Source organism: Methylobacterium sp. NMS14P (assembly GCF_028583545.1).
Taxonomy (GTDB): domain Bacteria; phylum Pseudomonadota; class Alphaproteobacteria; order Rhizobiales; family Beijerinckiaceae; genus Methylobacterium.
This window is the reverse complement of record NZ_CP087106.1, coordinates 2,134,868-2,154,258: the sequence shown is the minus strand read 5'-3', so window position 1 is coordinate 2,154,258 and position 19,391 is coordinate 2,134,868. Positions and strand designations below refer to the sequence as shown.

Sequence of the window (19,391 nt, the reverse complement as noted above, 5' to 3'; positions counted from 1 at the left end):
GGCTCGGAAACCGGAGGGCGTCCGACCGGTTCCGGCGGCGCAGGGACGCGGCGCGGCGCCGTCGGGTGGGAGAAAGGAGGCCGCCGGCCTTCATGCTGCCGGAAAGGCGGTGTGCTCTCGGCACAGGATCTGCCCGACCCGCGTCCTGACCCGCGTCCTGACCCGCGTCCCGACCTGCGCCCGAACCTGCGACCGTGCCGTTGCCCGAAACCCTCGCCCAAGGCCTGCGCAGCGCCGGCTGGCTCGCCGGCCTGCCGGCCCTCGCGCTGATCTGGGCGAGCGCGACCCTCTACGCCGCCCCGCGGATCGCCGACGGGCTCGCGGCGGAGGGCGCGGCGATCGCCGCCGGCACGGCCACCGCCACCGGCGAGCCGTGGCTGCGCCTGGAGGCCAGCGGGCGCGACCTCGTGGCCGCCGGCGAGGCGCCGGACGTCGCCGAACGCGCCACCGCGCTGTCCCGCCTCGCGGCCCTCGACGGCCCGCGCCGCATCGTCTCCGAGCTCGGCATCGTGGAGACCGCCGCGCCGTTCCAGTGGGCGGCGATCCGCACGGGTCAGAACCGGATCGCCCTCGAAGGCAGCCGCCCGGTGGAGATCGGCCGGCGGGCCCTGGAGGCGCGGATCACCGGCGCCCTCGATCCCGGCACCGGCCTCGACGACACCGCCCGGGCCGCCCGGGGCGCGCCGCCGGATTTCGCCGGCGCGGCCGCGTTCCTGGCCGCCCGGCTCTCCGGCCTCGCCAGGGGCGGGCGGGCGGCGCTCAGCGACACCGTGCTCAGCCTGTCGGGCGAGGCGCTCGACGTGCCGGCCTACGAGGCGCTGCGGGCGGCCCTGTCGAACCCGCCGGAGGGGTTCAGCGTCGGGCGGGTCGAGATCCTGCCGCCCAGGGTGGCCGCGTACCGGTTCGCCGTGGAGAAATCGGTCCGGGGCCTCGTCCTCGACGGCTTCGCCCCCTCGGCGGCCGACCGCGAGGCCGCCCTGCGCGCCGCCACGGAGGCCGCCGCGGGCGGCACCGTGGAGGACCGGCTCCTGGCCGCCCGGGGGCTCGACCCGGCGATCGACCCGAAGACCCTCATCGCCTTCGCGTTCAGGCTCGCCGAGCTGATCCAGTCCGGGCAGGTCGTGTTCCAGGACGGGGCGGTCTCGGTGACCGGCGACGCCATTGACGGGCAGGCGCTCCCCGACGCCGAGGCGCTGATGCGCGACGGCCGACCCGCCGGCGTGGCGGCCGGGCGGGTGGCGCTCACGGCGCGGCCGCTCTCGCCCTACCGGGTGGCGATCCGCCGGACCGCCGACGCCGTGACCCTCACCGGCCACCTGCCGGACGCGGCGACCCGGGAGCGGGTGCTCGCCGCGCTGCGCCCGCGCCTGTTCCGGGAGCCGGTCATCGACCGCACCCGCCTCGCCGACGGCGCCCCGCCGGATCTCGGGGACGCGCTGGCCGCCGCCGCCCCGCTGGTGACGAACCTCGCGGACGGGACCGTCGCGGTCTCGGACCGCGCCCTGACGCTGACGGGCGAGAGCCTCTACCGGGAGGGCGCCGCGCGCGCGCCCGACCGGCTCGCCGAGGTCCTGCCCCCCGGCTGGATCGGGCAGGCCAGCGTCACGGCCCGGGACGCGGCGGAGCGGCGCGATCCCGCCACCTGCCGCGCCGACGCCTCCGCCGCCCTGGCGGGGGCGGATCTGCGCTTCCCCGCGGGCGGCGCCGTGCTGACACCCGCCTTCTACCCGACCCTCGACGCCCTCGCCGCCCTGGCGAAGACGTGCCCGTCGCTGCGCGTCGCGGTCTCGGGCCCCGCCGACCCGGCGAAGCCGCCCGCGACCCCGGCCGCCGGACCGGCACCGGGGGAGGGCGCGACCGCCGAGCCGACCCGGGTCGCCGACGCCGCCAAGCCGGAGGCCCCTGCCAAGCCGGCGCCCCCCGCGCATCCGGCCCCGGCAGCCAAGGAAGCCGCGACGCACGCGGCCAAGGATGCGGCGAAGGACGCGGCCAAGGATGCGGCGAAGGACGCGGCCAAGGATCGAGGCAAGGCGAGTCCGGCCAGGAAGGAGCCGGCCGCGCCCGGCAAGGCGGCGGCGAAGAAGCCCACCGAGGCCCCCGACGAGCCGCCGGTCGACCTGCCGCGCCTGCGCGCCCAGGCGGTGGTGGAGTATCTCCTCCAGGCCGGAGCCCGGCCGGAGCAGGTCACGGCCGGGCCGGACGGGCCGGCCGGCCCCGTCGTCTTCGCGCTGCTGCCGTGACGGACACCCGCTCCGCCACGCGCCCGCCAGCCGGGCCGCGCCCATCAGCGCGCCCATCCGCGCGCCACCATCGCGCCCGCAGGGAGGCCGGACGGCCGTGACGCTGCTGCTCGCCGGATTCTGGCCCGGGCTCGCCGGGGCGGCCGCGCTCGGCCTCGTGGTCGGCGCGCTGGTCGGCTGGCCGGACCGGCTCGCCGTCTCGCTGGGCCTCTGCGTGGTGGCGGGGCTGGTGGCCGCGGCGGCGATCGCCGGGTTCGTGCCGGGCCTGCCCGGCCTGTGGCTCGACGGCGCGGCCCTGATGCTGCCGGTCTACTGCGCGGCCTGCCTGCTCGGGGCGCTGGGACGCCGTCTCGTCGGTCGGACCTGACGGCGCGGGAACCTCTCCGCCCCCTGTCGGCGTTTTTCCGGCAGAAGGGCCCCGAGGGCCCGCCCCGAACCGGAGAGGCCGCGATGTCCAGGACCGTCGACAGTCCCCATCCCGCGCGACGCCGCGCCGTCCGCCTGCCGCGCCCCCGCGCCGGCGCCGCCGCCACCGGCCTGTTCCTGGCCGGCCTGATCCTCTCGGCCGCGACGGTGCCGCTGGTCGAGCCCGCCGATGCCACCACCGGCGGCGGCACCGCGCAGGCCGCGCTCGCGACGCCCGCCCGCTGAGCGAGGCAACCCGGGCCCGCCCCGGATTGTTGTTCGCCCGGGCCTGTCCGGCCCGGACCCACGGGGGAGACGCGCATGGGACTGCTCGAATCGGCGATCGGCGGCGTGCTCGGTCAGGTGTTCGGCGGGCAGAAGCAGGGCTCCGGGGGCATGTCGCCCCTGGTCAAGGCGCTGCTGATGCTGCTGCTGGCCAAGGGCGCCAGCGGCGGCTTCGGCGACATCTTCGGGCGCGGGCACCGGGGCGAGCCCGGCCCCGAGGCCGACCGCTCCGGCGGCGCCGGCCCCTACGGGCGCGATCCCGGCCAGCACCCCGCCGATGCCGGCGGGCGCCGCCCCGACGACGGCGGCGACATCGGCGGCTGGGACCAGTACGGCGGCCGCCGCGACGGCGGCCCGGGCGCGCCGGCGGACCCGTCCCTGCCGCCCGGCGACTTCTCGGACCTCTCCGGCATGCTCGACGGCCCCGGCGGCGCCCCACCGCCGAGCCGCGCCGCCCCGGACGGGCAGGGGGATCTCGGCGGCCTCGACGGGCTGGTCGACCGGTTCCGCCAGGGCGGCCTCGGCGACGTGATCGAGTCCTGGATCGGCCACGGGACCAACCGCCCGGTGGCCCCGGACCAGCTCGCCCGGGCGCTCGGCCCCGACACGGTGGACACCCTTCAGAGCCAGACCGGGCTGGACCGCGAGACGCTGCTGTCGCAGCTCGCCCAGGCGCTGCCGGAGGTGGTGCACACGCTCACGCCGCAGGGGCGGGTGCCGGGGGAGAACGAGCGGCAGGGCTGGTAGCCGGACGCGGGGGCAGGGGCCGCGCGGCGCGCGTGATCCGGATCCCGGTCACGGCTTCATCCTGAAGGGCCAGGGCGCCGCGCGGGCCTCGAAGGCGCCCCCTCTAGTCGAGGCTGCTGCGCAGTCTGCCAGGAGGAGGGCGCGCGGGGTCTCGCTCACAGCGCGCACGAAGCCGGGCTCGCGGACTATCAGGACCAGTGCCTGCGCGGGCACGATCGCTAGATCGAAGCCCGTATTCCGGACGTCAGCGCGCGGCCAGAACTTGCGGACGACGTTCCGAAGACCCGCGACGCGTGCCGGCGGGAGACGACGACGCGCTTACACGACCCGCCGCATCACCAGCGACGCGTTCGTCCCGCCAAATCCGAACGAGTTCGACAGCACGACGTCCACCTGCTTGCGCTTCGCCTCGAACGGCACGAGGTCGATCTTGGTCTGGACGGAGGGGTTGTCGAGGTTGAGCGTCGGCGGGATGACGTTGTCGCGCAGGACCAGGATCGAGAAGATCGCCTCGACCGAGCCGGCGGCGCCCAGCAGGTGGCCGACCGAGCTCTTGGTGGACGACATGGTGGCGCTCGCGGCGGCGTCGCCCAGGAGGCGCTCCACGGCCTTCAGCTCCAGCTCGTCGCCCATGGGCGTCGAGGTGCCGTGGGCGTTGATGTAGCCGATCTCGGACGGCGAGATGCCGGCGCGCTTCACCGCGGCGGTCATGCAGCGGAAGGCGCCGTCGCCGTCCGGGGACGGGGAGGTGATGTGGTAGGCGTCGCCCGAGAGGCCGTAGCCCACAACCTCGGCGTAGATCTTCGCGCCGCGCGCCTTGGCGTGCTCGTACTCCTCGAGCACCACGATGCCGGCACCCTCGCCCATGAGGAAGCCGTCGCGGTCGCGGTCGTAGGGGCGGGAGGCCTTCTCGGGCGTGTCGTTGAAGCCCGTGGTCAGCGCCCGGCAGGCGGAGAAGCCCGCGATCGACAGGCGGTTCACCGGCGACTCGGCGCCGCCCGCCACCATCACGTCGGCGTCGCCGAGGGCGATCAGGCGGCTCGCGTCGCCGATGGCGTGGGCGCCCGTGGAGCAGGCCGTCACCACGGCGTTGTTCGGCCCCTTGAGGCCGTGGGCGATCGAGACCTGGCCGGAGGCGAGATTGATGATCCGGCCCGGGATGAAGAACGGCGAGATCCGGCGCGGGCCCTTCTCGTGTAGGGTCACGGAGGCGTCGTAGATGCCGCCGATGCCGCCGATGCCGGAGCCGATCAGCACGCCGGTGGCGCACTGGTCCTCGTGGCTCTTGGGCGCCCAGCCGGCATCCTTCAGCGCCTCGTCGGCCGCCGCCATCGCGTAGACGATGAACGGGTCGACCTTGCGCTGCTCCTTCACCTCCATCACGAGGTCGGGGTTGAAGGTGCCGTCGGTGCCGTCGCCGAACGGGACCTGCGCGGCGATCCGGCAGGGCAGGTCGGCGGATTCGAAGCCGCGGATCGGGCCGGCGCCGCTGTCGCCCGCGATCAGCCGGCTCCAGGTGTGCTCCACCCCGCTGCCCAGCGGCGTGACCATCCCCAGACCCGTGACCACCACCCGCCGCATGTGCCCTGTCCCGTCTTGAGGCGCCGCCCCGCCGGCACCGCCGCGGTCGCGCATCGTCCTAACGTGCTCGGAGGCAGAATCGGTCCCCGCGGGACCCGTCACGACTCCGAGCCTTGAAACGCGTAACGGCGCGGGGGCTGTTTCGCCTCACCCGCGCCGCGTCAAACCCGGTCCCCGGCGCCTCAGGCGGCGGAGTTCTTCTCCAGGAACTTCACGGCGTCGCCGACCGTCTGGATGGTCTCGGCAGCGTCGTCCGGGATCTCGACGTTGAATTCCTCCTCGAAGGCCATGACCAGCTCGACCGTGTCGAGGCTGTCGGCACCGAGGTCGTCGATGAAGTTGGCGCTCTCGATCACCTTCTCGGGCTCGACGCCCAGGTGCTCGACGACGATCTTCTTCACGCGCTCAGCGATATCGCTCATCGGTCTTCCGTCCTCGTCCTTCTGGTCTGTCAGTCTTCTCGGGGTGGTGCCGTGGCCGCGTCGCGCCCTTGCGGGCTTGTTGTGACGGGCCGGTGTCCGATCGCGCGTGCTTCTGAGGTGAACCGGCGCGTGAGCCGGGACGCCCCCGCCGGAGGGCCTTGGACTGAAAACCCGCTGAACCGTCAACCCCCTGTACGGCTGCGGGGGGTGGTAGCACAGGGTTCCCGCCCTGGCGAGGGCCCGTTCAGAAAGCCTTCATGGGTGTGGCACTTGCGTGTCGGCGGGGGTGATTCGCGCGCCGTTCCCGCCGGCCGGGAACCGGTATACGCGCCCTAGTACATGGCCATCCCGCCATTCACGTGCAGCGTGTGGCCGGTGACGTAGCCCGCCTCCGCGGAGGCGAGGTAGAGGCAGGCCGCCGCGACCTCCGACCCCTCGCCGAGCCGCCCGGCGGGCACGCGGGCGAGGATGCCCTCGCGCTGCTTCTCGTTGAGGGCGTCGGTCATGGGCGAGCTGATGAAGCCCGGGGCGATGCAGTTGACGGTGATTCCCCGCGACGCGACCTCGGCGGCGAGGGCCTTGGTCATGCCCACGAGGCCGGCCTTGGCGGCGGCGTAGTTGCCCTGGCCGGGATTGCCGGTGCTGCCGACCACCGAGCCGATGTTGACGATCCGCCCGGAGCGGCGGCGCATCATGCCCTTCACGGCGGCCCGCGACAGGCGGAAGGCGGCGGTGAGGTTGACGGCGATCACCTGCTCCCACTCCTCGTCCTTCATCCGCATGAAGAGGTTGTCGCGGGTGATGCCGGCATTGTTCACGAGGATGTCGAGCGGGCCGATCGCGGCCTCGGCGGCCGGGACGAGGCCCTCGACCGAGTCCTTGTCGGACAGGTCGGCCGCGACGGGGCTGGCGCGCTCGCCGAGTTCGGCGGCGAGCGCCTCCAGGGCCGCGGGCCGCGTGCCCGAGAGCGCCACGGCGGCCCCCTGCGCGTGCAGGGCCCGGGCGATCGCCTGGCCGAGGCCGCCGGTCGCGCCGGTGACGAGGGCCTTGCGGCCGGTGAGATCGAACATGCGGGACTCCGTCGGATCAGAGCGCGCGGATCAGAGCGCGAAGGCGGCGACGTCGGCGGGGGTGCCGATTGCGGCGGCGCTCGCCTGGGGGGCGATGCGCTTGACGAGGCCGGTCAGCACCTTGCCGGCGCCGAGCTCGTAGAACCGGTCGACGCCGGAGGCGGCCATGGCGGCGACGCTCTCGCGCCAGCGCACGGTACCGGTGACCTGCTCGACCAGGGCCGCGCGGATCGCCTCCGGATCGGTGACCGGGGCGGCCGCGACGTTCGCGTAGAGGGTGACGCGCGGGGCCGCCAGGGCGACGGCGGCGAGCGCCCGGGCCATGGCCTCGGCGGCCGGGGCCATCAGGCGGCAGTGGAACGGCGCCGAGACGTTGAGCATCACGGCGCGCTTGATGCCGCGGCCGGTGGCGATGCCGACGGCGCGCTCCACGGCCGGGCGGTCGCCGGAGAGCACCACCTGGCCGCCGCCGTTGTCGTTGGCGACGTCGCAGACCGCGCCGTCGCCGGCCTCGTCGGCCGCCGCCTCGGCGACGGACCGGGCGGCCTCCAGATCGGTGCCGATCAGCGCCGCCATGGCGCCGGCGCCCGGCGCGACGGCCTCCTGCATGGCCTCGCCGCGCAGGCGCAGCAGCTTGGCGGCGTCCGCGACGGTGAGGCTGCCGGCGGCCGCGAGCGCCGCGTACTCGCCGAGCGAGTGGCCGGCCACGCAGGCGACGTCGCGGGCGAGGTCGAGGCCGCGCTCGGCCTCCAGCACGCGCAGCACCGCGAGGCTCGCCGCCATCAGCGCCGGCTGGGCGTTGGTCGTGAGGGTCAGTTCCTCGACCGGCCCCTCGAACATCAGCCGCGACAGGTTCTGGCCCAGGGCGGCGTCGACCTCGTCGAGCACGGCCCGGGCCTGCGGGAACGCCTCCGCGAGGTCCCGCGCCATGCCGACCGCCTGGCTGCCCTGGCCCGGAAAGATGAGTGCGCGCATGTTGCGTCCTGATCGCCGGCGCCGCGCGGCGCGCGAACGCCGCCCGTGTCGGCCGAGACTCTGGAATGGCGCGCGCACTCGCACCCGCGGCCCCGGGTGTCAACAATGCGCCGCACCATGATGCCGCACCACGCCGCACCGCGACGCGCGTCGACGGCGCGCCTCGCAGGGTCCCCGCGGGCCCCGGGTCGGCCGGACCGGCACGCGCGCCGGGCGCCTGCCGGACGCGCGCCGGGTTCGCGCCGGACGCGCGCCCTGCGCAACCCGCTGTGCTTGTTGCACAACGGCATCCGGTGTAGAGTGCCGCCATACCCGACATCACCCGTCGCTCAAGCCCAAGGAGCCGCCCCGCATGGCGCGCGTCACCGTCGAAGACTGCATCGAGAAGGTCGAGAACCGCTTCGAGCTGGTGCTGCTGGCGAGCCACCGGGCCCGCCTCCTGGCCGCCGGCGCCCCGCTGACCATCGACCGCGATCGCGACAAGAACCCGGTCGTGGCTCTGCGCGAGATCGGCGACGAGACGATCACGGCCGACGACCTCAAGGAGCAGCTGATCCACTCGATGCAGAAGTACGTCGAGGTGGACGAGCCCGAGGCCGAGACCGTGCCGCTGCTGTCGAGTTCGCCGGCCGCCGCCGCGGTGGCGCCCCAGTCCTCCAGCGACGACGCGGCGGTCCAGTTCGACCGCATGAGCGAGGAGGACCTGCTGCGCGGCCTCGAGAACCTCGCCCCGCCGGTCGAGACCGACGACGAGGGCGAGTGAGCCTGGAAACGTGGGCCTGGACGCGCGCGACCTGACCGAGACCGGACCCGGCGGAGACGCCGGGTTCTCTCGTTCCGTGGCCGGCCCGCCGGCCCCCGGCGCGGCCCCGCCGCCGGAGGCCAGCGCCGTCCCGGCGGCCGCGGAACCGTCGCGCGTGATCCCGGCCCCGCGCACGGCCCCGGACGCGCCGGTCCCGTCCCGGCGGATGATGCGCCAGTACGAGCTCGTCGAGCGGGTCAAGCGCTACAACCCGGCCGCCGACGAGGCGCTGCTCAACCGCGCCTACGTGTACGCGATGCAGGCGCACGGCACGCAGAAGCGCGCCTCGGGCGACCCGTTCTTCGCCCACCCCCTCGAGGTCGCGGCGATCCTGACGGACCTCCACCTCGACGACGCCACCATCGTGGCGGCGGTCCTGCACGACACCGTCGAGGACACCGAGGCGACGCTCGAGGAGATCCGCCGGCTGTTCGGGCCGGAGATCGGCGCCCTGGTCGACGGCCTGACCAAGCTCAAGCGCCTCGACCTCGTCTCCAAGCAGGCCGCGCAGGGCGAGAACTTCCGCAAGCTGCTGCTCGCGGTCGCGGCGGATGTCCGCGTGCTGCTGGTCAAGCTCGCCGACCGCCTGCACAACATGCGGACCCTCCAGCACATGCGGGAGGACAAGCGCCACCGCATCGCGCAGGAGACGCTCGACATCTACGCGCCGCTCGCCGGGCGCATGGGCATGCAGGAGCTGCGCGAGGAGCTGGAGGACCTGGCCTTCCGCAACCTGGAGCCGGAGGTCTACGCCACCATCACGCAGCGCCTGACGCGGCTCTCCGCCAAGTCCGAGAGCGTGGTCGAGACCATCGCGCAGGTGCTCACCGAGAAGCTCGGCGCGCAGGGCATCACCGCCGAGGTCAGCGGCCGGCAGAAGCGCCCGTTCTCGATCTGGTCGAAGATGGAGCGCAAGTCCGTCGCCTTCGAGCAGCTCTCCGACATCTTCGGCTTCCGCGTGGTCGTCGACACCGTGCAGGACTGCTACGCGGCGCTCGGCATCGTCCACACCAGCTGGCCGATGGTTCCGGGCCGGTACAAGGACTACATCTCGACCCCGAAACAGAACGATTACCGCTCGATCCACACCACGGTGATCGGCCCGAAGAGCCAGCGCGTCGAGCTGCAGATCCGCACCCGCGCCATGGACGACATCGCCGAGTACGGCATCGCGGCCCACGCGCAGTACAAGGAAGTCGGCGCCGAGCTGGTCAAGGACCCGGCCCGCGCCGAGGGCAGCGTGCATCCCCGGCTCGCCGCCGAGAGCGGCGCCTACCAGTGGCTGCGCCGGACCATCGAGCTCCTCGCCGAGGGCGACAGCCCCGAGGAGTTCCTGGAGCACACCAAGCTGGAGCTGTTCCAGGACCAGGTGTTCTGCTTCACCCCGAAGGGCCGGCTGATCGCCCTGCCGCGCGGCGCGACGCCGATCGACTTCGCCTACGCGGTCCACACCGACGTCGGCAACACCGCGGTGGGCGCCAAGATCAACGGCCGGATGGCGCCGCTGCTGCACGAACTCGCCAACGGCGACGAGGTCGAGATCAGCCGCTCCGACGGGGCCTCGCCCCCGGCGGCCTGGGAATCCCTGGTGGTGACCGGCAAGGCCCGCGCGGCGATCCGGCGGGCGACCCGCACCGCCGTGCGGCGGCAATATGCCGGCCTCGGCCGCCAGATCCTGGACCGGGCCTTCGAGCGCGCCGCCAAGACCTTCTCGGAGGACAAGCTCCGGGGCGCCCTGCCGCGGCTCGCCCGCGCCACCACCGAGGACGTGTTCGCCGCCGTGGGGCGGGGCGAGATGTTCTCGGGCGACGTCGTCCGCGCCGTCTATCCCGACCACCGCGACGAGCGCCGGCCCTCCGCCGCGCAGGGCGCCGCCAGCGGCGCCGGCCGGCTCGTGCGCTCCTCCGACCAGACCATGCGGCTGACCTTCCCGGGCGCCGAGGGCGGCAATCAGGGGGAGGACGCGGATCGCAGCGACGCCATCCCGATCCGCGGCCTCGCGGGCGACCTGCCGGTGACCTTCGCGCCGAACGGCGGCGCGGTCCCGGGCGACCGGATCGTCGGCATCCTGACCCCCGGCGTCGGCGTGACCGTCTACCCGATCCAGTCGGCGGCGCTCGCGGCCTTCGACAACGAGCCGGAGCGCTGGCTCGACGTCCGCTGGGACACGGAGGCGCTCGGCGGCGAGCGCTTCCCCGCCCGGCTGGCGCTCAAGTCGATCAACGAGCCCGGGGTGTTCGCCCAGATCGCCCAGGTGATCGCCGACCACGACGGCAACATCGACAACATCTCGATGAAGCGGCGCACCCAGGACTTCACCGACATCACCATCGACCTGTCGGTCTGGGACCTCCAGCACCTCAACGCGATCATCGCCGAATTGCGCGGCAAGCGCCCGGTCAACAGCGTCGAGCGCGTGAACGGCTGAGGCCGAGGGGCGCGGCGCGCGACGCATCTGAGGTTTACAGGATCAACTTCCGTAAACCACCGTTTTCATGATGAATCCCTGTCTCGGGCAATTAATCCCGGCCACGGATCCAGTTTTTCACGACCGCACAATCTCGTGCTCTGCTTGACACGGACCCGTTTGAAACGAATGGTCCGGCGGCCGGGGCGGCAGTCGCGCGGATCTCCGACCGCGCCGGCCCACCCCGGATTGCAGAGCGTGGCGGCCGCGATCGCGGAGCACCGTCCTCGGCCGTTCGTCCCGGCCATTCGCCCCGGGCGTACCCTGACCGATTGTTCAGACGATTTCCTGTCACCCACGATTTTCCGGGACCTGACCTGTTCATGCCAGTCACCCAGCGCAGCGCCATCTTCATCGACGGCGCCAACCTCTACGCCACCACCAAGGCCCTCGGTTTCGACATCGACTACAAGAAGTTGCTCAAAGAATTTCAGTCGCGGGAGAACCTCCTTCGGGCATTCTACTACACGGCCATGATCGAGGACCAGGAATACTCCTCGATCCGGCCGCTGATCGACTGGCTCGACTACAACGGCTACCGCGTCGTGACCAAGCCCGTGAAGGAGTTCACGGACTCGATGGGGCGCCGGAAGTACAAGGGCAACATGGACATCGAGCTGGCGATCGACGCCCTCGAGCTCAGCCCGCACATCGACCACATGATCCTGTTCTCCGGCGACGGCGATTTCCGCTCCCTCGTCGAGGCGATGCAGCGGCGCGGCGTGAAGGTGACGGTGATCTCCACGATCCAGACCCAGCCGGCGATGATCTCCGACGAGCTGCGGCGGCAGGCCGACGAGTTCGTCGACCTCGCGAGCCTCGCGGGCCGCATCGGGCGCGAGCCCGGCGAGCGCCCGGCCCGGGCCTCCGGGGAGGCGCCGACGCGCTACCGCGGCGAGGGCCGCGCGAATCCGGGCCTGGAGAACCGCTACGGCATCCGTCAGCCGGAGGCCGAGGAGGAGTAGCGCCTCAGGCGCCGCCCCCGTCGAGCCAGTCGAGGACCTGCCGGGCGCTCCGGTCCGGCGGGAAGACCGGGTAGAACAGCTCGCTCACGACGCCGTCGTCGATCACCAGGGTGAGGCGGCGCAGCAGCACCTGGCCGCCGGCCTCGAAGACCGGCAGGCGCGCCGCCATCGCGAAGGCCCGGTGCGGGTCGGCCAGCAGCGGGAAGGGCAGGCGCAGGCGCTCGGCCGCCTCGCGCTGGTAGGCGCTCGTCTGGGTCGAGAGACCGAAGACCTGGGCGACGCCGCGGTCCGTCAGCGCGGCGTGGTGATCGCGGAAATCGCAGGCCTGCGGCGTGCAGCCCCGGGCGCCCGGGATCGCGTCCCAGTCGGGTGTCAGGCCCGGCCGTCCCGGCTCGCCGGTGCGCGGGTAGGCGTAGGCCACGGTCCGGTCGGCCAGCCGCGCCAGCGAGACCGTGCGGCCGTCGGTGGCGGTGAGCGCCACGTCGGGCAGGCGCATCCCGCGGAGATGGTCGGCCGCGCCGTCGTCGACCGGGACCGGCAGGTCGTCGGGCAGGGCGTCGGGCAGGGCGTCGTGGGTGGAGGGCATGGGTCGCTCCGCAGGATCGCAGGCTCGGGACGCAGCACAGGCGAATCCGGGATCTTGAGACATCGCGCGGTCAGCGCAAGGCGAGCGCATCCCGTCCTCCGCGGCCCCCCTGTCGGAACGATCGTCTTCGCGAGCGGAGCGCAGCGATCCAGCGGCACCACGCCCGCGGACGTCGCGCCGCCCTGGGTCGCTTCGCTCCGCTCGCGATGACGGCGCGGCCTCAGCCCCGGTCCCGCAGCAGCCGCGCCCGGTCGCGCTGCCAGTCGCGCTCCTTGACCGCCTCGCGCTTGTCGTGGGCCTGCTTGCCCTTGCCGAGGCCGAGCTCGACCTTCGCCCGCCCCTTGTCGTTGAAGTAGATCTTCAGCGGCACCACCGTGTAACCCTGGCGCTGGGTCGCGCCGATCAACTTGTTGATCTGGCGGCGGTGCAGCAGCAGGCGGCGCGGGCGCTTGGTGTCGTGGTTGAAGCGGTTCGCCTCCAGGTATTCCGGGATGTAGGCGTTGAACAGCATCAGGTCGTTGCCGGAGGGTCCGGCATAGGCCTCGCCGATCGTCGCCTTGCCGCCGCGCAGGGACTTCACCTCGGTGCCGGTCAGCGCGATGCCGGCCTCGAGCGTGTCCTCGATCGTGTAGTGATAGCGCGCGGCGCGGTTGTCGGCGACGATGCGCCGACTGGGCTCCGGTTTCGGGGCCATGATGCGTGACTTCCCTCAGTCGACCAGAAGGCCGGCGTGGCGCAGGGCGTCGTCGACGATGCGCTTGGTGGGCTCGGTCACCGGCACCAGCGGCAGGCGCAGCTCGTCGGTCATGTGGCCGAGCCGCGACAGCGCGTACTTCACCGGCGCCGGGTTGGCCTCGGCGAACAGACCGGTCTGGAGGGGGAACAACCTGTCCTGGAGGGTCAGCGCCTTGGCGTAGTCGCCCGACAGCGTCGCCTCCTGCAGGTCGGCGCAGAGCCGCGGCGCGACGTTCGCCACCACCGAGATGCAGCCGTGGCCGCCGTGGGCGTTGTAGCCGAGCGCCGTCGCATCTTCGCCCGAAAGCTGGATGAAGCTCTCACCCATGGCCTGACGCTGCTGGCTGACGCGATCGATCTTGGCGGTCGCGTCCTTCACGCCGGCGATGTTCTTCAGCTCGAAGAGCCGGGCCATCGTCTCGACGCTCATGTCGACGACGGAGCGCGGCGGGATGTTGTAGATGATGATCGGAATGCCGACCGCGTCGTTGACGGCCTTGAAGTGGGCGTAGAGGCCCGCCTGCGTCGGCTTGTTGTAGTACGGCGTCACCACCAGGACGGCGTCGGCGCCCGCGCGCTCGGCGTGCTGCGCCCGCTCGACCGCCTCGGCGGTGGAGTTGGAGCCCGCGCCGGCCACGACCGGCACGCGCCCGCCCGCCTCGTCGATGCAGGCCTCGACCACCCGGTCGTGCTCGGCATGCGTGAGGGTCGGGCTCTCGCCGGTGGTGCCGGTGGGCACGAGGCCGTGGCTGCCCTGCTCGATCTGCCAGCGCACGAACTTTCGGAACGCGGCCTCGTCGAAGGCCCCGTCGCGGAAGGGCGTCACAAGCGCGGTGAGCGAGCCCCGCAGGCGGCTCCCGGTCATCTCGGTCATCTCAGGCGTCCCAAAGGGTCCCAGCTGGGATTTCGGCGGTCTCGGCGCCGCGCGTGGTCCGCATCGTACGGGCACGGACCGGCAGACATAGGCGGTCGCGTCACGGCGCGCAAACAGATCGTGGCGACGGTTAACGCGATCTTAATGGTCACGGCACGATCCTCGACCTTTCCCGCTCCGGTGATCAGTAGGGGGGAATCGTGATCCGACCCGCGGCCTCGCATCCGGCCTCGAAGCGCACGTCCCTCACCGCCGCCGCGCTGGTCGCCACCGTCGGCGTGGCGCTCGCCGGCTCGGTCGGCCAAGCCGGCACCGACGCGCCCGCGACGCCGCCGGCCTCGCAGCCGACGCCGCCGGCGAGCGACGCCGCCCTCTCGACCGCCCAGGTCCGGGGCGCCCAGGCCGCGAAGGCCGCCGACCCGGTCGCGGCCGACGCCCTGAAGCTCGACCCGGTCCACGCCTCCGGCGGCGACGACAAGGGCGAGGAGCCCGCCCGGACGCTGCCCGCCGCGGCCTCGGCCTACGCCTCCGCGGACCCCGACGCCCCGGTGGCCTTCCCGCTGCCGGACGCCGCCGTCACCCCGGCGGCCCCGGTCCCCGAGGTGCCGGACCCGGGGCGCCCGAAGATCTCCGGCGACACCGACCCGACGCTGCTGCGCGGCGCCATCGACCTCTACCGCAAGGGCCGGGTCGCCGACGGCGACCGGATGCGCGACGGCTTCACCGACCCGGCCGCGAAGGCGCTGCTCGAATGGGTGGCGATCCGCGCGGGCGCCGGGATCGGCTTCAACCGCACCGTCGCCTTCGTCCGGGCCAACCCGGACTGGCCGGCCGGCCCGCTGCTCCGCCGACGGGCCGAGGAGGCGCTGCTCTCCGAGCGGAAGTCCCCCGCGCTCGTCCGGGCCTACTTCGCCACGGCGAAGCCGTCGAGCGCGCCGGGCAAGTTCGCCCTGGCGCTGGCCCTGCGCGCCGACGGCTGCGAGACCGACGCCGCCGAGATGGTCCGCGACCTCTGGCGCACCGAGAGCTTCGGGCGGAGCCTGGAAGCGAAGGTGCTCGACGCCTTCCCCGATACGCTCACCCGGGTCGACCACCGCTACCGGATGGAGCGGGCGCTCCTGAAGGACGACTGGGAGAGCGCCGGCCGGGCGGCCGGCTACGCGGGCGGCGGCTACGCCAGCCTCGTGCGCGCCCGCCGGGCCGTGGAGGACAAGTCCTCCGGCGCCGCGGCCGCGCTCGCCGCGGTGCCGCCGTCGCTGCGCGGGGACGCGTCCTACATCTTCTCCCGGGCGCAGTATCTCCGCCGGGCCGACAAGCCCGAGGCCGCCGCCGCCGTGCTCGCGACGGCGCCGAGCAACCCGGACGTGCTGGTCGACGGCGACGAGTGGTGGATCGAGCGCCGGATCGTGGCGCGCAAGCTCCTCGACCTCGGCGACGCCAAGACCGCCTACGCGGTCGCGAGCCAGCAGGCGGCGCGCACGCCCGAGAAGCGGATCGAGGCCGAGTTCCACGCCGGCTGGATCGCCCTGCGCTTCGCCGGCGATCCGGCCGCCGCCGCGCAGCATTTCGCCCGGGTGGCGGCCATCGCCGAGAGCCCGATCTCGGTGGCGCGGGCCGCCTACTGGCAGGGACGGGCGGCCGAGGCGCTCGGCCAGTCGGAGGAGGCGAAGCGCTTCTACGAGCGCGCGGCCCTGCAGCCGATCGCCTATTACGGCCAGGTGGCGCGGGCCCGGCTCGGCCAGACCAGCCTGCCCCTGCGGGCGCCGGCCGACCTGGAGGGCGCCGAGCGCCAGGCCTTCGACGGGCGGCTCTCCGTCCGCGCCCTGCGCCTGCTCGGCGAGGCCGGGATCAAGGAGCTGGCCCTGCCGCTCTACATCGACGCCGCCCGGGACCTCTCGGACCCGCGCGAGCTCCAGGCACTCGGCGACCTCGCCACCGACATGAAGGATCCGCGCGCCCTGGTGGCGATCGGCAAGCTCGCGGTCCAGCGCGGCCTGCCGCTCGACGCCCACGCCTATCCGACGATCGGGATCCCCACCTACGAGACCTTCACGGCGGTGCCGCAGGTGGAGCGGGCCATGGTCTACGCCATCGCCCGCCAGGAGAGTCAGTTCGACCCGCGCGCCCAGTCGGGCGTCGGCGCAAGGGGGCTGATGCAGATGATGCCGGCCACCGCCCAGCGCACCGCCCGCCGGGTCTCGACCGCCTTCGACGTCGACCGGCTGACCAGCGATCCCGCCTACTGCGCCAAGCTCGGTCAGGCCCATCTCGGCGAGCTGATGGAGGATTGGCGCGGCTCCTACGTGCTCGCCTTCGCCTCCTACAACGCGGGCGGCGGCAACGTGAAGAAGTGGATCGACGCCTACGGCGACCCGCGCAAGGGCGACGTCGACGTGATCGACTGGGTGGAGCGCATCCCCTTCACGGAGACGCGCAACTACGTGCAGCGGGTCATGGAGAACCTGCAGGTCTACCGCTCGCGGCTCGACAGCCGCAGCGCCCTGCTGATCGAGGGCGACCTCCACCGCGGCGCGCGGTAGCGGGCTCCTCACCGTCCCTGCGAGCGGAGCGAAGCAACCCGGTCGCGCCAGACCGCCGGACGTCGTGTTGCCCTAGGTTGCTTCGCTCCGCTCGCAGAGACGTAGTTCTCAACCTGCAGCCCGCCTCCGGGACGTAACCCACACCCCAGCTACGCCGCGGCATAGCTTTTGGTTGTGCCTCCGCTGCCTGGCTCCCTAGAAGATGGGCCGGTCCGCATTGGCCGGCTCCCGTGAGCCCGCGCTGCCGAGAGGTTCCCCATGCCGCGTTCGAGATCGGGTTTCGCCCTCCTGCTGAGCACCGCGCTCGCGGCCGCCGCCCCGGCCCTGGCCCAGGAAGCCTCCACCGCCGAGCAGACGATCGACGTGATGAACACGCTGTTCGGCAAGCATCCGGGGGCGCGGGCCAACCACGCCAAGGGCGTGGTCGCCGAGGGCAGCTTCACCCCGTCGCCCGAGGCGGCGAAGATCAGCAAGGCCTCCCTGTTCCAGGGACCGGCGGTGCCGGTGACGATCCGGTTCTCGGACGCCACCGGCGTCCCGACCATCCCGGACGGCGTCGCCGACGCCAACCCGCACGGCCTCGCGCTCAAGTTCAAGCTGAGCGACGGCTCCGAGATGGACGTCGTCACCAACTCGCTGAAGTACTTCCCCGTCGCCACGGGCGAGGAGTTCCGCGACCTCCTGAGGGCCGCCGCCGAGAGCGGCCCGAAGGCCGCCCATCCGACCGCGCTGGAGCGCTTCGCCGCCGCCCACCCGGCGGCCGCCACCGCGGGCGGAACCGCCAAGACCCCGTCGAGCCTCGCCCGGCAGACCTATAACGGCGTCAACGCCTTCATCCTCGTGGATGCCGCCGGCAAGCGGCAGCCGTTCCGGTTCCGCTTCGTGCCGGTGGAGGGCGAGGAGATCCTCGCCCCCGAGGACGCGGCCAAGCGCGATCCGAACTTCCTGATGGCCGAGATCGGCCCGCGGGTCGCCAAGACGCCCGCGAAGTTCAGGATGCTCGCCCAGCTCGCCGAGTCGGGTGACCCGACCAACGACGCCACCAAGCCCTGGCCGGACGACCGCAAGACGGTCGATCTCGGCACCGTGACGGTGAGCAAGGTCGTGCCCGACAGCGCCGAGGCCGAGAAGGCGCTGCTGTTCATGCCGAACAACCTGACCGACGGGATCGAGGTCTCGGACGACCCGCTGATCGACGCCCGGGTCCAGGCCTACGCGGTCTCGTTCAGCCGCCGCTCGCAGTAGGCGATCCGGCCGGACGGAACCTCCGGTTCGCGCCTTCGTCCTGCGGCGCCCGCCTCAGGACGAGGTCCAGGGTGGGACGTCGCCCGAGGCGGGGCGGATCAGCGGCCCGTCCCGGCCTTCGGAGCGGAGGGCGGCTTCGCGCCGCCCGGCTGCCCCTTGCTCTCGACCGAGCCCGTGCGGGCACCGTCCTGGGTGGAGCCGGTGCCGCTGAGGCCGCCCGCGCCCATGCTGGTCGTGGGCGCGCCGGCATCCTGGCCGGCCTTGCCCTGGCCCTCGGCGGCGTGAGCGGTCCCCGCCGCGCCGGCGAGGAGGGCGGCGAGCAGCGTCGTACGGGTCAGGATCCTCATGGGGCCTCCGCGGTTCCACCTGCGCCCGGGCGGGCTTGCCGGTCCAACCGGGCGCGCCCGGGAGCGTTCCCGCTGACAACCGGCCTGTCACCCGGCGGCGCCGAGCGCGGCGGCGGCGCGCCGGCCCCGCCGCTCGGCGGGATCCTGGAACACCCCCGACCACAGGCCGAGGCGGCGCCCCCAGGCCCGGTCCGCCGCGGGCGCGTAGTCCGGCGCGAGGTCCCGGTCGGGCAGGGCGAGGCCCTGCGCCACCATCCAGGCCCCGAGATCCGCGTCGCCGACCCGGCAGAGCGCCGTGTTCGCGTCACCCCGCGGCTCGCAGGCGACGGACGCCCCGCCGATCCGGTCGGCGAGCGCCCGGGCGGCGTCCCGGCCGCACGGGTAGGGCCGGTCCTGGGCATCCGAACAGGTCGCGTCGCCCTCCGGCGCGGCGATCCCGAACAGGCTGACCTGCCGCGCGCCGAGGCGGAGGGTTCCGCCGTCGATCACCTGGGCGGGGCCGCGCAGGATCTCGCCGGCCCGGGCGGGGGCGTGCCAGGACAGGCCGCCGATCAGGAGCGCGGCGAGGAGCGGCGGGCGCGAGCGGGCCCCCTTGTCGTCCGGGCAGAGGAGGGTGCCGGCGAGGCCGGCCGCGCAGGCGAGGAGGATACCGACGAGGAGCGACATGGTCTCAGGTCTCCGGAAACGCTATGGCCGCCCTTGTGCCGAATCCCCGTCCCGCGACCCTGACGCCGCCTGTCAGCGTCCCGTCAGGCGGCGCGGCCTAGCCTGCGCCCGCATGAGCCCGTTCCCGTCCCGCCGCGTCTTCATTCTCGCCCTCGGCCTGCTGGCCGCCCTCGCGGGCGGGCCCGTGCACGCCTCCGAGGATGCCGACCGGGCCCGCCGGGCCCTGGAGAGCGGCGAGATCCGCCCCCTCGACGCGGTGCTGGCGGCGGCCCGGGCGGCGGTGCCGGGCGACGTCGTGTCGGTCGATCTCAAGCACGACGACGGGCACTGGCTGTACAAGCTGCGCATCCTCGGGCCCGACGGGAAGCGCCGGACCGTGAAGGTCGATGCCGGCACGCTCAAGATCCTGGACGAGGACGACGATGATTGAGGAGGCCGG

The 19,391-nt window shown here is 73.7% G+C and carries 19 protein-coding genes; 10 read left to right on the top strand and 9 right to left on the bottom strand.

From position 1 onward, the window contains the following. Positions 1-194: 194 nt before the first annotated feature. From LOK46_RS09980 to LOK46_RS09965, 4 genes are all read left to right on the top strand, one after another. Complete coding sequence (locus tag LOK46_RS09980; RefSeq protein WP_273563619.1) at positions 195-2,240, top strand: hypothetical protein; 2,046 nt, start codon at positions 195-197, stop codon at positions 2,238-2,240. Positions 2,241-2,337: 97 nt separating this feature from the next. Further along, positions 2,338-2,607 (top strand): hypothetical protein, encoded by a 270-nt coding sequence (locus LOK46_RS09975; RefSeq protein WP_273563618.1) that lies wholly within the window; start codon positions 2,338-2,340, stop codon positions 2,605-2,607. A gap of 83 nt (positions 2,608-2,690) precedes the next feature. After that, entirely contained in the window at positions 2,691-2,891 is a 201-nt protein-coding gene (locus tag LOK46_RS09970) for a hypothetical protein (RefSeq protein WP_273563617.1), read from the top strand. Between the two features lie 75 nt (positions 2,892-2,966). Continuing rightward, on the top strand, positions 2,967-3,677 hold the full coding sequence (locus tag LOK46_RS09965) for a YidB family protein (RefSeq protein ID WP_273563616.1): 711 nt from the start codon (positions 2,967-2,969) through the stop codon (positions 3,675-3,677). Positions 3,678-3,995: 318 nt separating this feature from the next. On the opposite strand, the gene fabF is transcribed toward LOK46_RS09965, so the two are convergent. The 4 genes from fabF to fabD all read right to left on the bottom strand — a co-directional run bounded on the left by fabF (position 3,996) and on the right by fabD (position 7,725). Next, a complete protein-coding gene (gene fabF / locus LOK46_RS09960; RefSeq protein WP_273563615.1) occupies positions 3,996-5,258 on the bottom strand; it encodes a beta-ketoacyl-ACP synthase II in 1,263 nt (420 codons plus the stop codon). 182 nt (positions 5,259-5,440) lie between these two features. After that, on the bottom strand, positions 5,441-5,680 hold the full coding sequence (locus tag LOK46_RS09955; RefSeq protein WP_273563614.1) for an acyl carrier protein: 240 nt from the start codon (positions 5,678-5,680) through the stop codon (positions 5,441-5,443). A 332-nt stretch (positions 5,681-6,012) separates the two neighbouring features. Further along, entirely contained in the window at positions 6,013-6,750 is a 738-nt protein-coding gene (gene fabG / locus LOK46_RS09950) for a 3-oxoacyl-[acyl-carrier-protein] reductase (RefSeq protein ID WP_056523896.1), read from the bottom strand. A gap of 30 nt (positions 6,751-6,780) precedes the next feature. Then, a complete protein-coding gene (fabD, locus tag LOK46_RS09945) occupies positions 6,781-7,725 on the bottom strand; it encodes an ACP S-malonyltransferase (RefSeq protein ID WP_273563613.1) in 945 nt (314 codons plus the stop codon). Between the two features lie 352 nt (positions 7,726-8,077). On the opposite strand from fabD, the gene rpoZ reads away from it, so the two are divergent. The 3 genes from rpoZ to LOK46_RS09930 all read left to right on the top strand — a co-directional run bounded on the left by rpoZ (position 8,078) and on the right by LOK46_RS09930 (position 11,959). Further along, positions 8,078-8,488 carry a DNA-directed RNA polymerase subunit omega gene (gene rpoZ, locus LOK46_RS09940; protein ID WP_010685409.1) on the top strand — a complete coding sequence of 137 codons (411 nt, stop codon included), beginning with the start codon at positions 8,078-8,080 and terminating at the stop codon, positions 8,486-8,488. A gap of 205 nt (positions 8,489-8,693) precedes the next feature. Continuing rightward, positions 8,694-10,955 carry a RelA/SpoT family protein gene (locus LOK46_RS09935; protein ID WP_273564575.1) on the top strand — a complete coding sequence of 754 codons (2,262 nt, stop codon included), beginning with the start codon at positions 8,694-8,696 and terminating at the stop codon, positions 10,953-10,955. A gap of 362 nt (positions 10,956-11,317) precedes the next feature. Continuing rightward, entirely contained in the window at positions 11,318-11,959 is a 642-nt protein-coding gene (locus tag LOK46_RS09930; RefSeq protein WP_020095206.1) for a LabA-like NYN domain-containing protein, read from the top strand. A gap of 4 nt (positions 11,960-11,963) precedes the next feature. On the opposite strand, the gene LOK46_RS09925 is transcribed toward LOK46_RS09930, so the two are convergent. From LOK46_RS09925 to dapA, 3 genes are all read right to left on the bottom strand, one after another. After that, positions 11,964-12,545 (bottom strand): peroxiredoxin, encoded by a 582-nt coding sequence (locus LOK46_RS09925; RefSeq protein WP_273563612.1) that lies wholly within the window; start codon positions 12,543-12,545, stop codon positions 11,964-11,966. A gap of 220 nt (positions 12,546-12,765) precedes the next feature. Then, on the bottom strand, positions 12,766-13,239 hold the full coding sequence (gene smpB / locus LOK46_RS09920) for an SsrA-binding protein SmpB (RefSeq protein ID WP_020095208.1): 474 nt from the start codon (positions 13,237-13,239) through the stop codon (positions 12,766-12,768). Positions 13,240-13,254: 15 nt separating this feature from the next. Then, positions 13,255-14,154, bottom strand: a complete 900-nt coding sequence (gene dapA, locus LOK46_RS09915; RefSeq protein WP_273563611.1) for a 4-hydroxy-tetrahydrodipicolinate synthase — start codon at positions 14,152-14,154, stop codon at positions 13,255-13,257. A gap of 200 nt (positions 14,155-14,354) precedes the next feature. On the opposite strand from dapA, the gene LOK46_RS09910 reads away from it, so the two are divergent. Both LOK46_RS09910 and LOK46_RS09905 read left to right on the top strand, forming a co-directional pair. Continuing rightward, on the top strand, positions 14,355-16,694 hold the full coding sequence (locus tag LOK46_RS09910) for a lytic transglycosylase domain-containing protein (RefSeq protein WP_273563610.1): 2,340 nt from the start codon (positions 14,355-14,357) through the stop codon (positions 16,692-16,694). Between the two features lie 258 nt (positions 16,695-16,952). After that, positions 16,953-17,939 (top strand): catalase family peroxidase, encoded by a 987-nt coding sequence (locus LOK46_RS09905; RefSeq protein WP_273563609.1) that lies wholly within the window; start codon positions 16,953-16,955, stop codon positions 17,937-17,939. Positions 17,940-18,037: 98 nt separating this feature from the next. Here LOK46_RS09905 and LOK46_RS09900 read toward each other — a convergent pair whose 3' ends face one another. Both LOK46_RS09900 and LOK46_RS09895 read right to left on the bottom strand, forming a co-directional pair. Then, positions 18,038-18,286, bottom strand: a complete 249-nt coding sequence (locus LOK46_RS09900) for a hypothetical protein (protein WP_273563608.1) — start codon at positions 18,284-18,286, stop codon at positions 18,038-18,040. An 87-nt stretch (positions 18,287-18,373) separates the two neighbouring features. Then, complete coding sequence (locus LOK46_RS09895) at positions 18,374-18,952, bottom strand: thermonuclease family protein (RefSeq protein ID WP_273563607.1); 579 nt, start codon at positions 18,950-18,952, stop codon at positions 18,374-18,376. A gap of 112 nt (positions 18,953-19,064) precedes the next feature. Here LOK46_RS09895 and LOK46_RS09890 point away from each other — a divergent pair, with 112 nt between their 5' ends. After that, positions 19,065-19,382, top strand: a complete 318-nt coding sequence (locus LOK46_RS09890; protein WP_273563606.1) for a PepSY domain-containing protein — start codon at positions 19,065-19,067, stop codon at positions 19,380-19,382. Positions 19,383-19,391: the final 9 nt, after the last annotated feature.

Bases quoted from the DNA above. Each gene is read 5' to 3' on its own strand.
- LOK46_RS09955 (WP_273563614.1), bottom strand. From the start codon at position 5,680: ATGAGCGATATCGCTGAGCGCGTGAAGAAGATCGTCGTCGAGCACCTG.
- LOK46_RS09905 (WP_273563609.1), top strand. From the start codon at position 16,953: ATGCCGCGTTCGAGATCGGGTTTCGCCCTCCTGCTGAGCACCGCGCTC.
- LOK46_RS09935 (WP_273564575.1), top strand. From the start codon at position 8,694: ATGATGCGCCAGTACGAGCTCGTCGAGCGGGTCAAGCGCTACAACCCG.
- LOK46_RS09970 (WP_273563617.1), top strand. From the start codon at position 2,691: ATGTCCAGGACCGTCGACAGTCCCCATCCCGCGCGACGCCGCGCCGTC.
- LOK46_RS09925 (WP_273563612.1), bottom strand. From the start codon at position 12,545: ATGCCCTCCACCCACGACGCCCTGCCCGACGCCCTGCCCGACGACCTG.
- fabF (WP_273563615.1), bottom strand. From the start codon at position 5,258: ATGCGGCGGGTGGTGGTCACGGGTCTGGGGATGGTCACGCCGCTGGGC.
- smpB (WP_020095208.1), bottom strand. From the start codon at position 13,239: ATGGCCCCGAAACCGGAGCCCAGTCGGCGCATCGTCGCCGACAACCGC.
- LOK46_RS09900 (WP_273563608.1), bottom strand. From the start codon at position 18,286: ATGAGGATCCTGACCCGTACGACGCTGCTCGCCGCCCTCCTCGCCGGC.
- fabD (WP_273563613.1), bottom strand. From the start codon at position 7,725: ATGCGCGCACTCATCTTTCCGGGCCAGGGCAGCCAGGCGGTCGGCATG.
- dapA (WP_273563611.1), bottom strand. From the start codon at position 14,154: ATGACCGAGATGACCGGGAGCCGCCTGCGGGGCTCGCTCACCGCGCTT.
- fabG (WP_056523896.1), bottom strand. From the start codon at position 6,750: ATGTTCGATCTCACCGGCCGCAAGGCCCTCGTCACCGGCGCGACCGGC.
- rpoZ (WP_010685409.1), top strand. From the start codon at position 8,078: ATGGCGCGCGTCACCGTCGAAGACTGCATCGAGAAGGTCGAGAACCGC.
- LOK46_RS09930 (WP_020095206.1), top strand. From the start codon at position 11,318: ATGCCAGTCACCCAGCGCAGCGCCATCTTCATCGACGGCGCCAACCTC.
- LOK46_RS09895 (WP_273563607.1), bottom strand. From the start codon at position 18,952: ATGTCGCTCCTCGTCGGTATCCTCCTCGCCTGCGCGGCCGGCCTCGCC.
- LOK46_RS09965 (WP_273563616.1), top strand. From the start codon at position 2,967: ATGGGACTGCTCGAATCGGCGATCGGCGGCGTGCTCGGTCAGGTGTTC.
- LOK46_RS09890 (WP_273563606.1), top strand. From the start codon at position 19,065: ATGAGCCCGTTCCCGTCCCGCCGCGTCTTCATTCTCGCCCTCGGCCTG.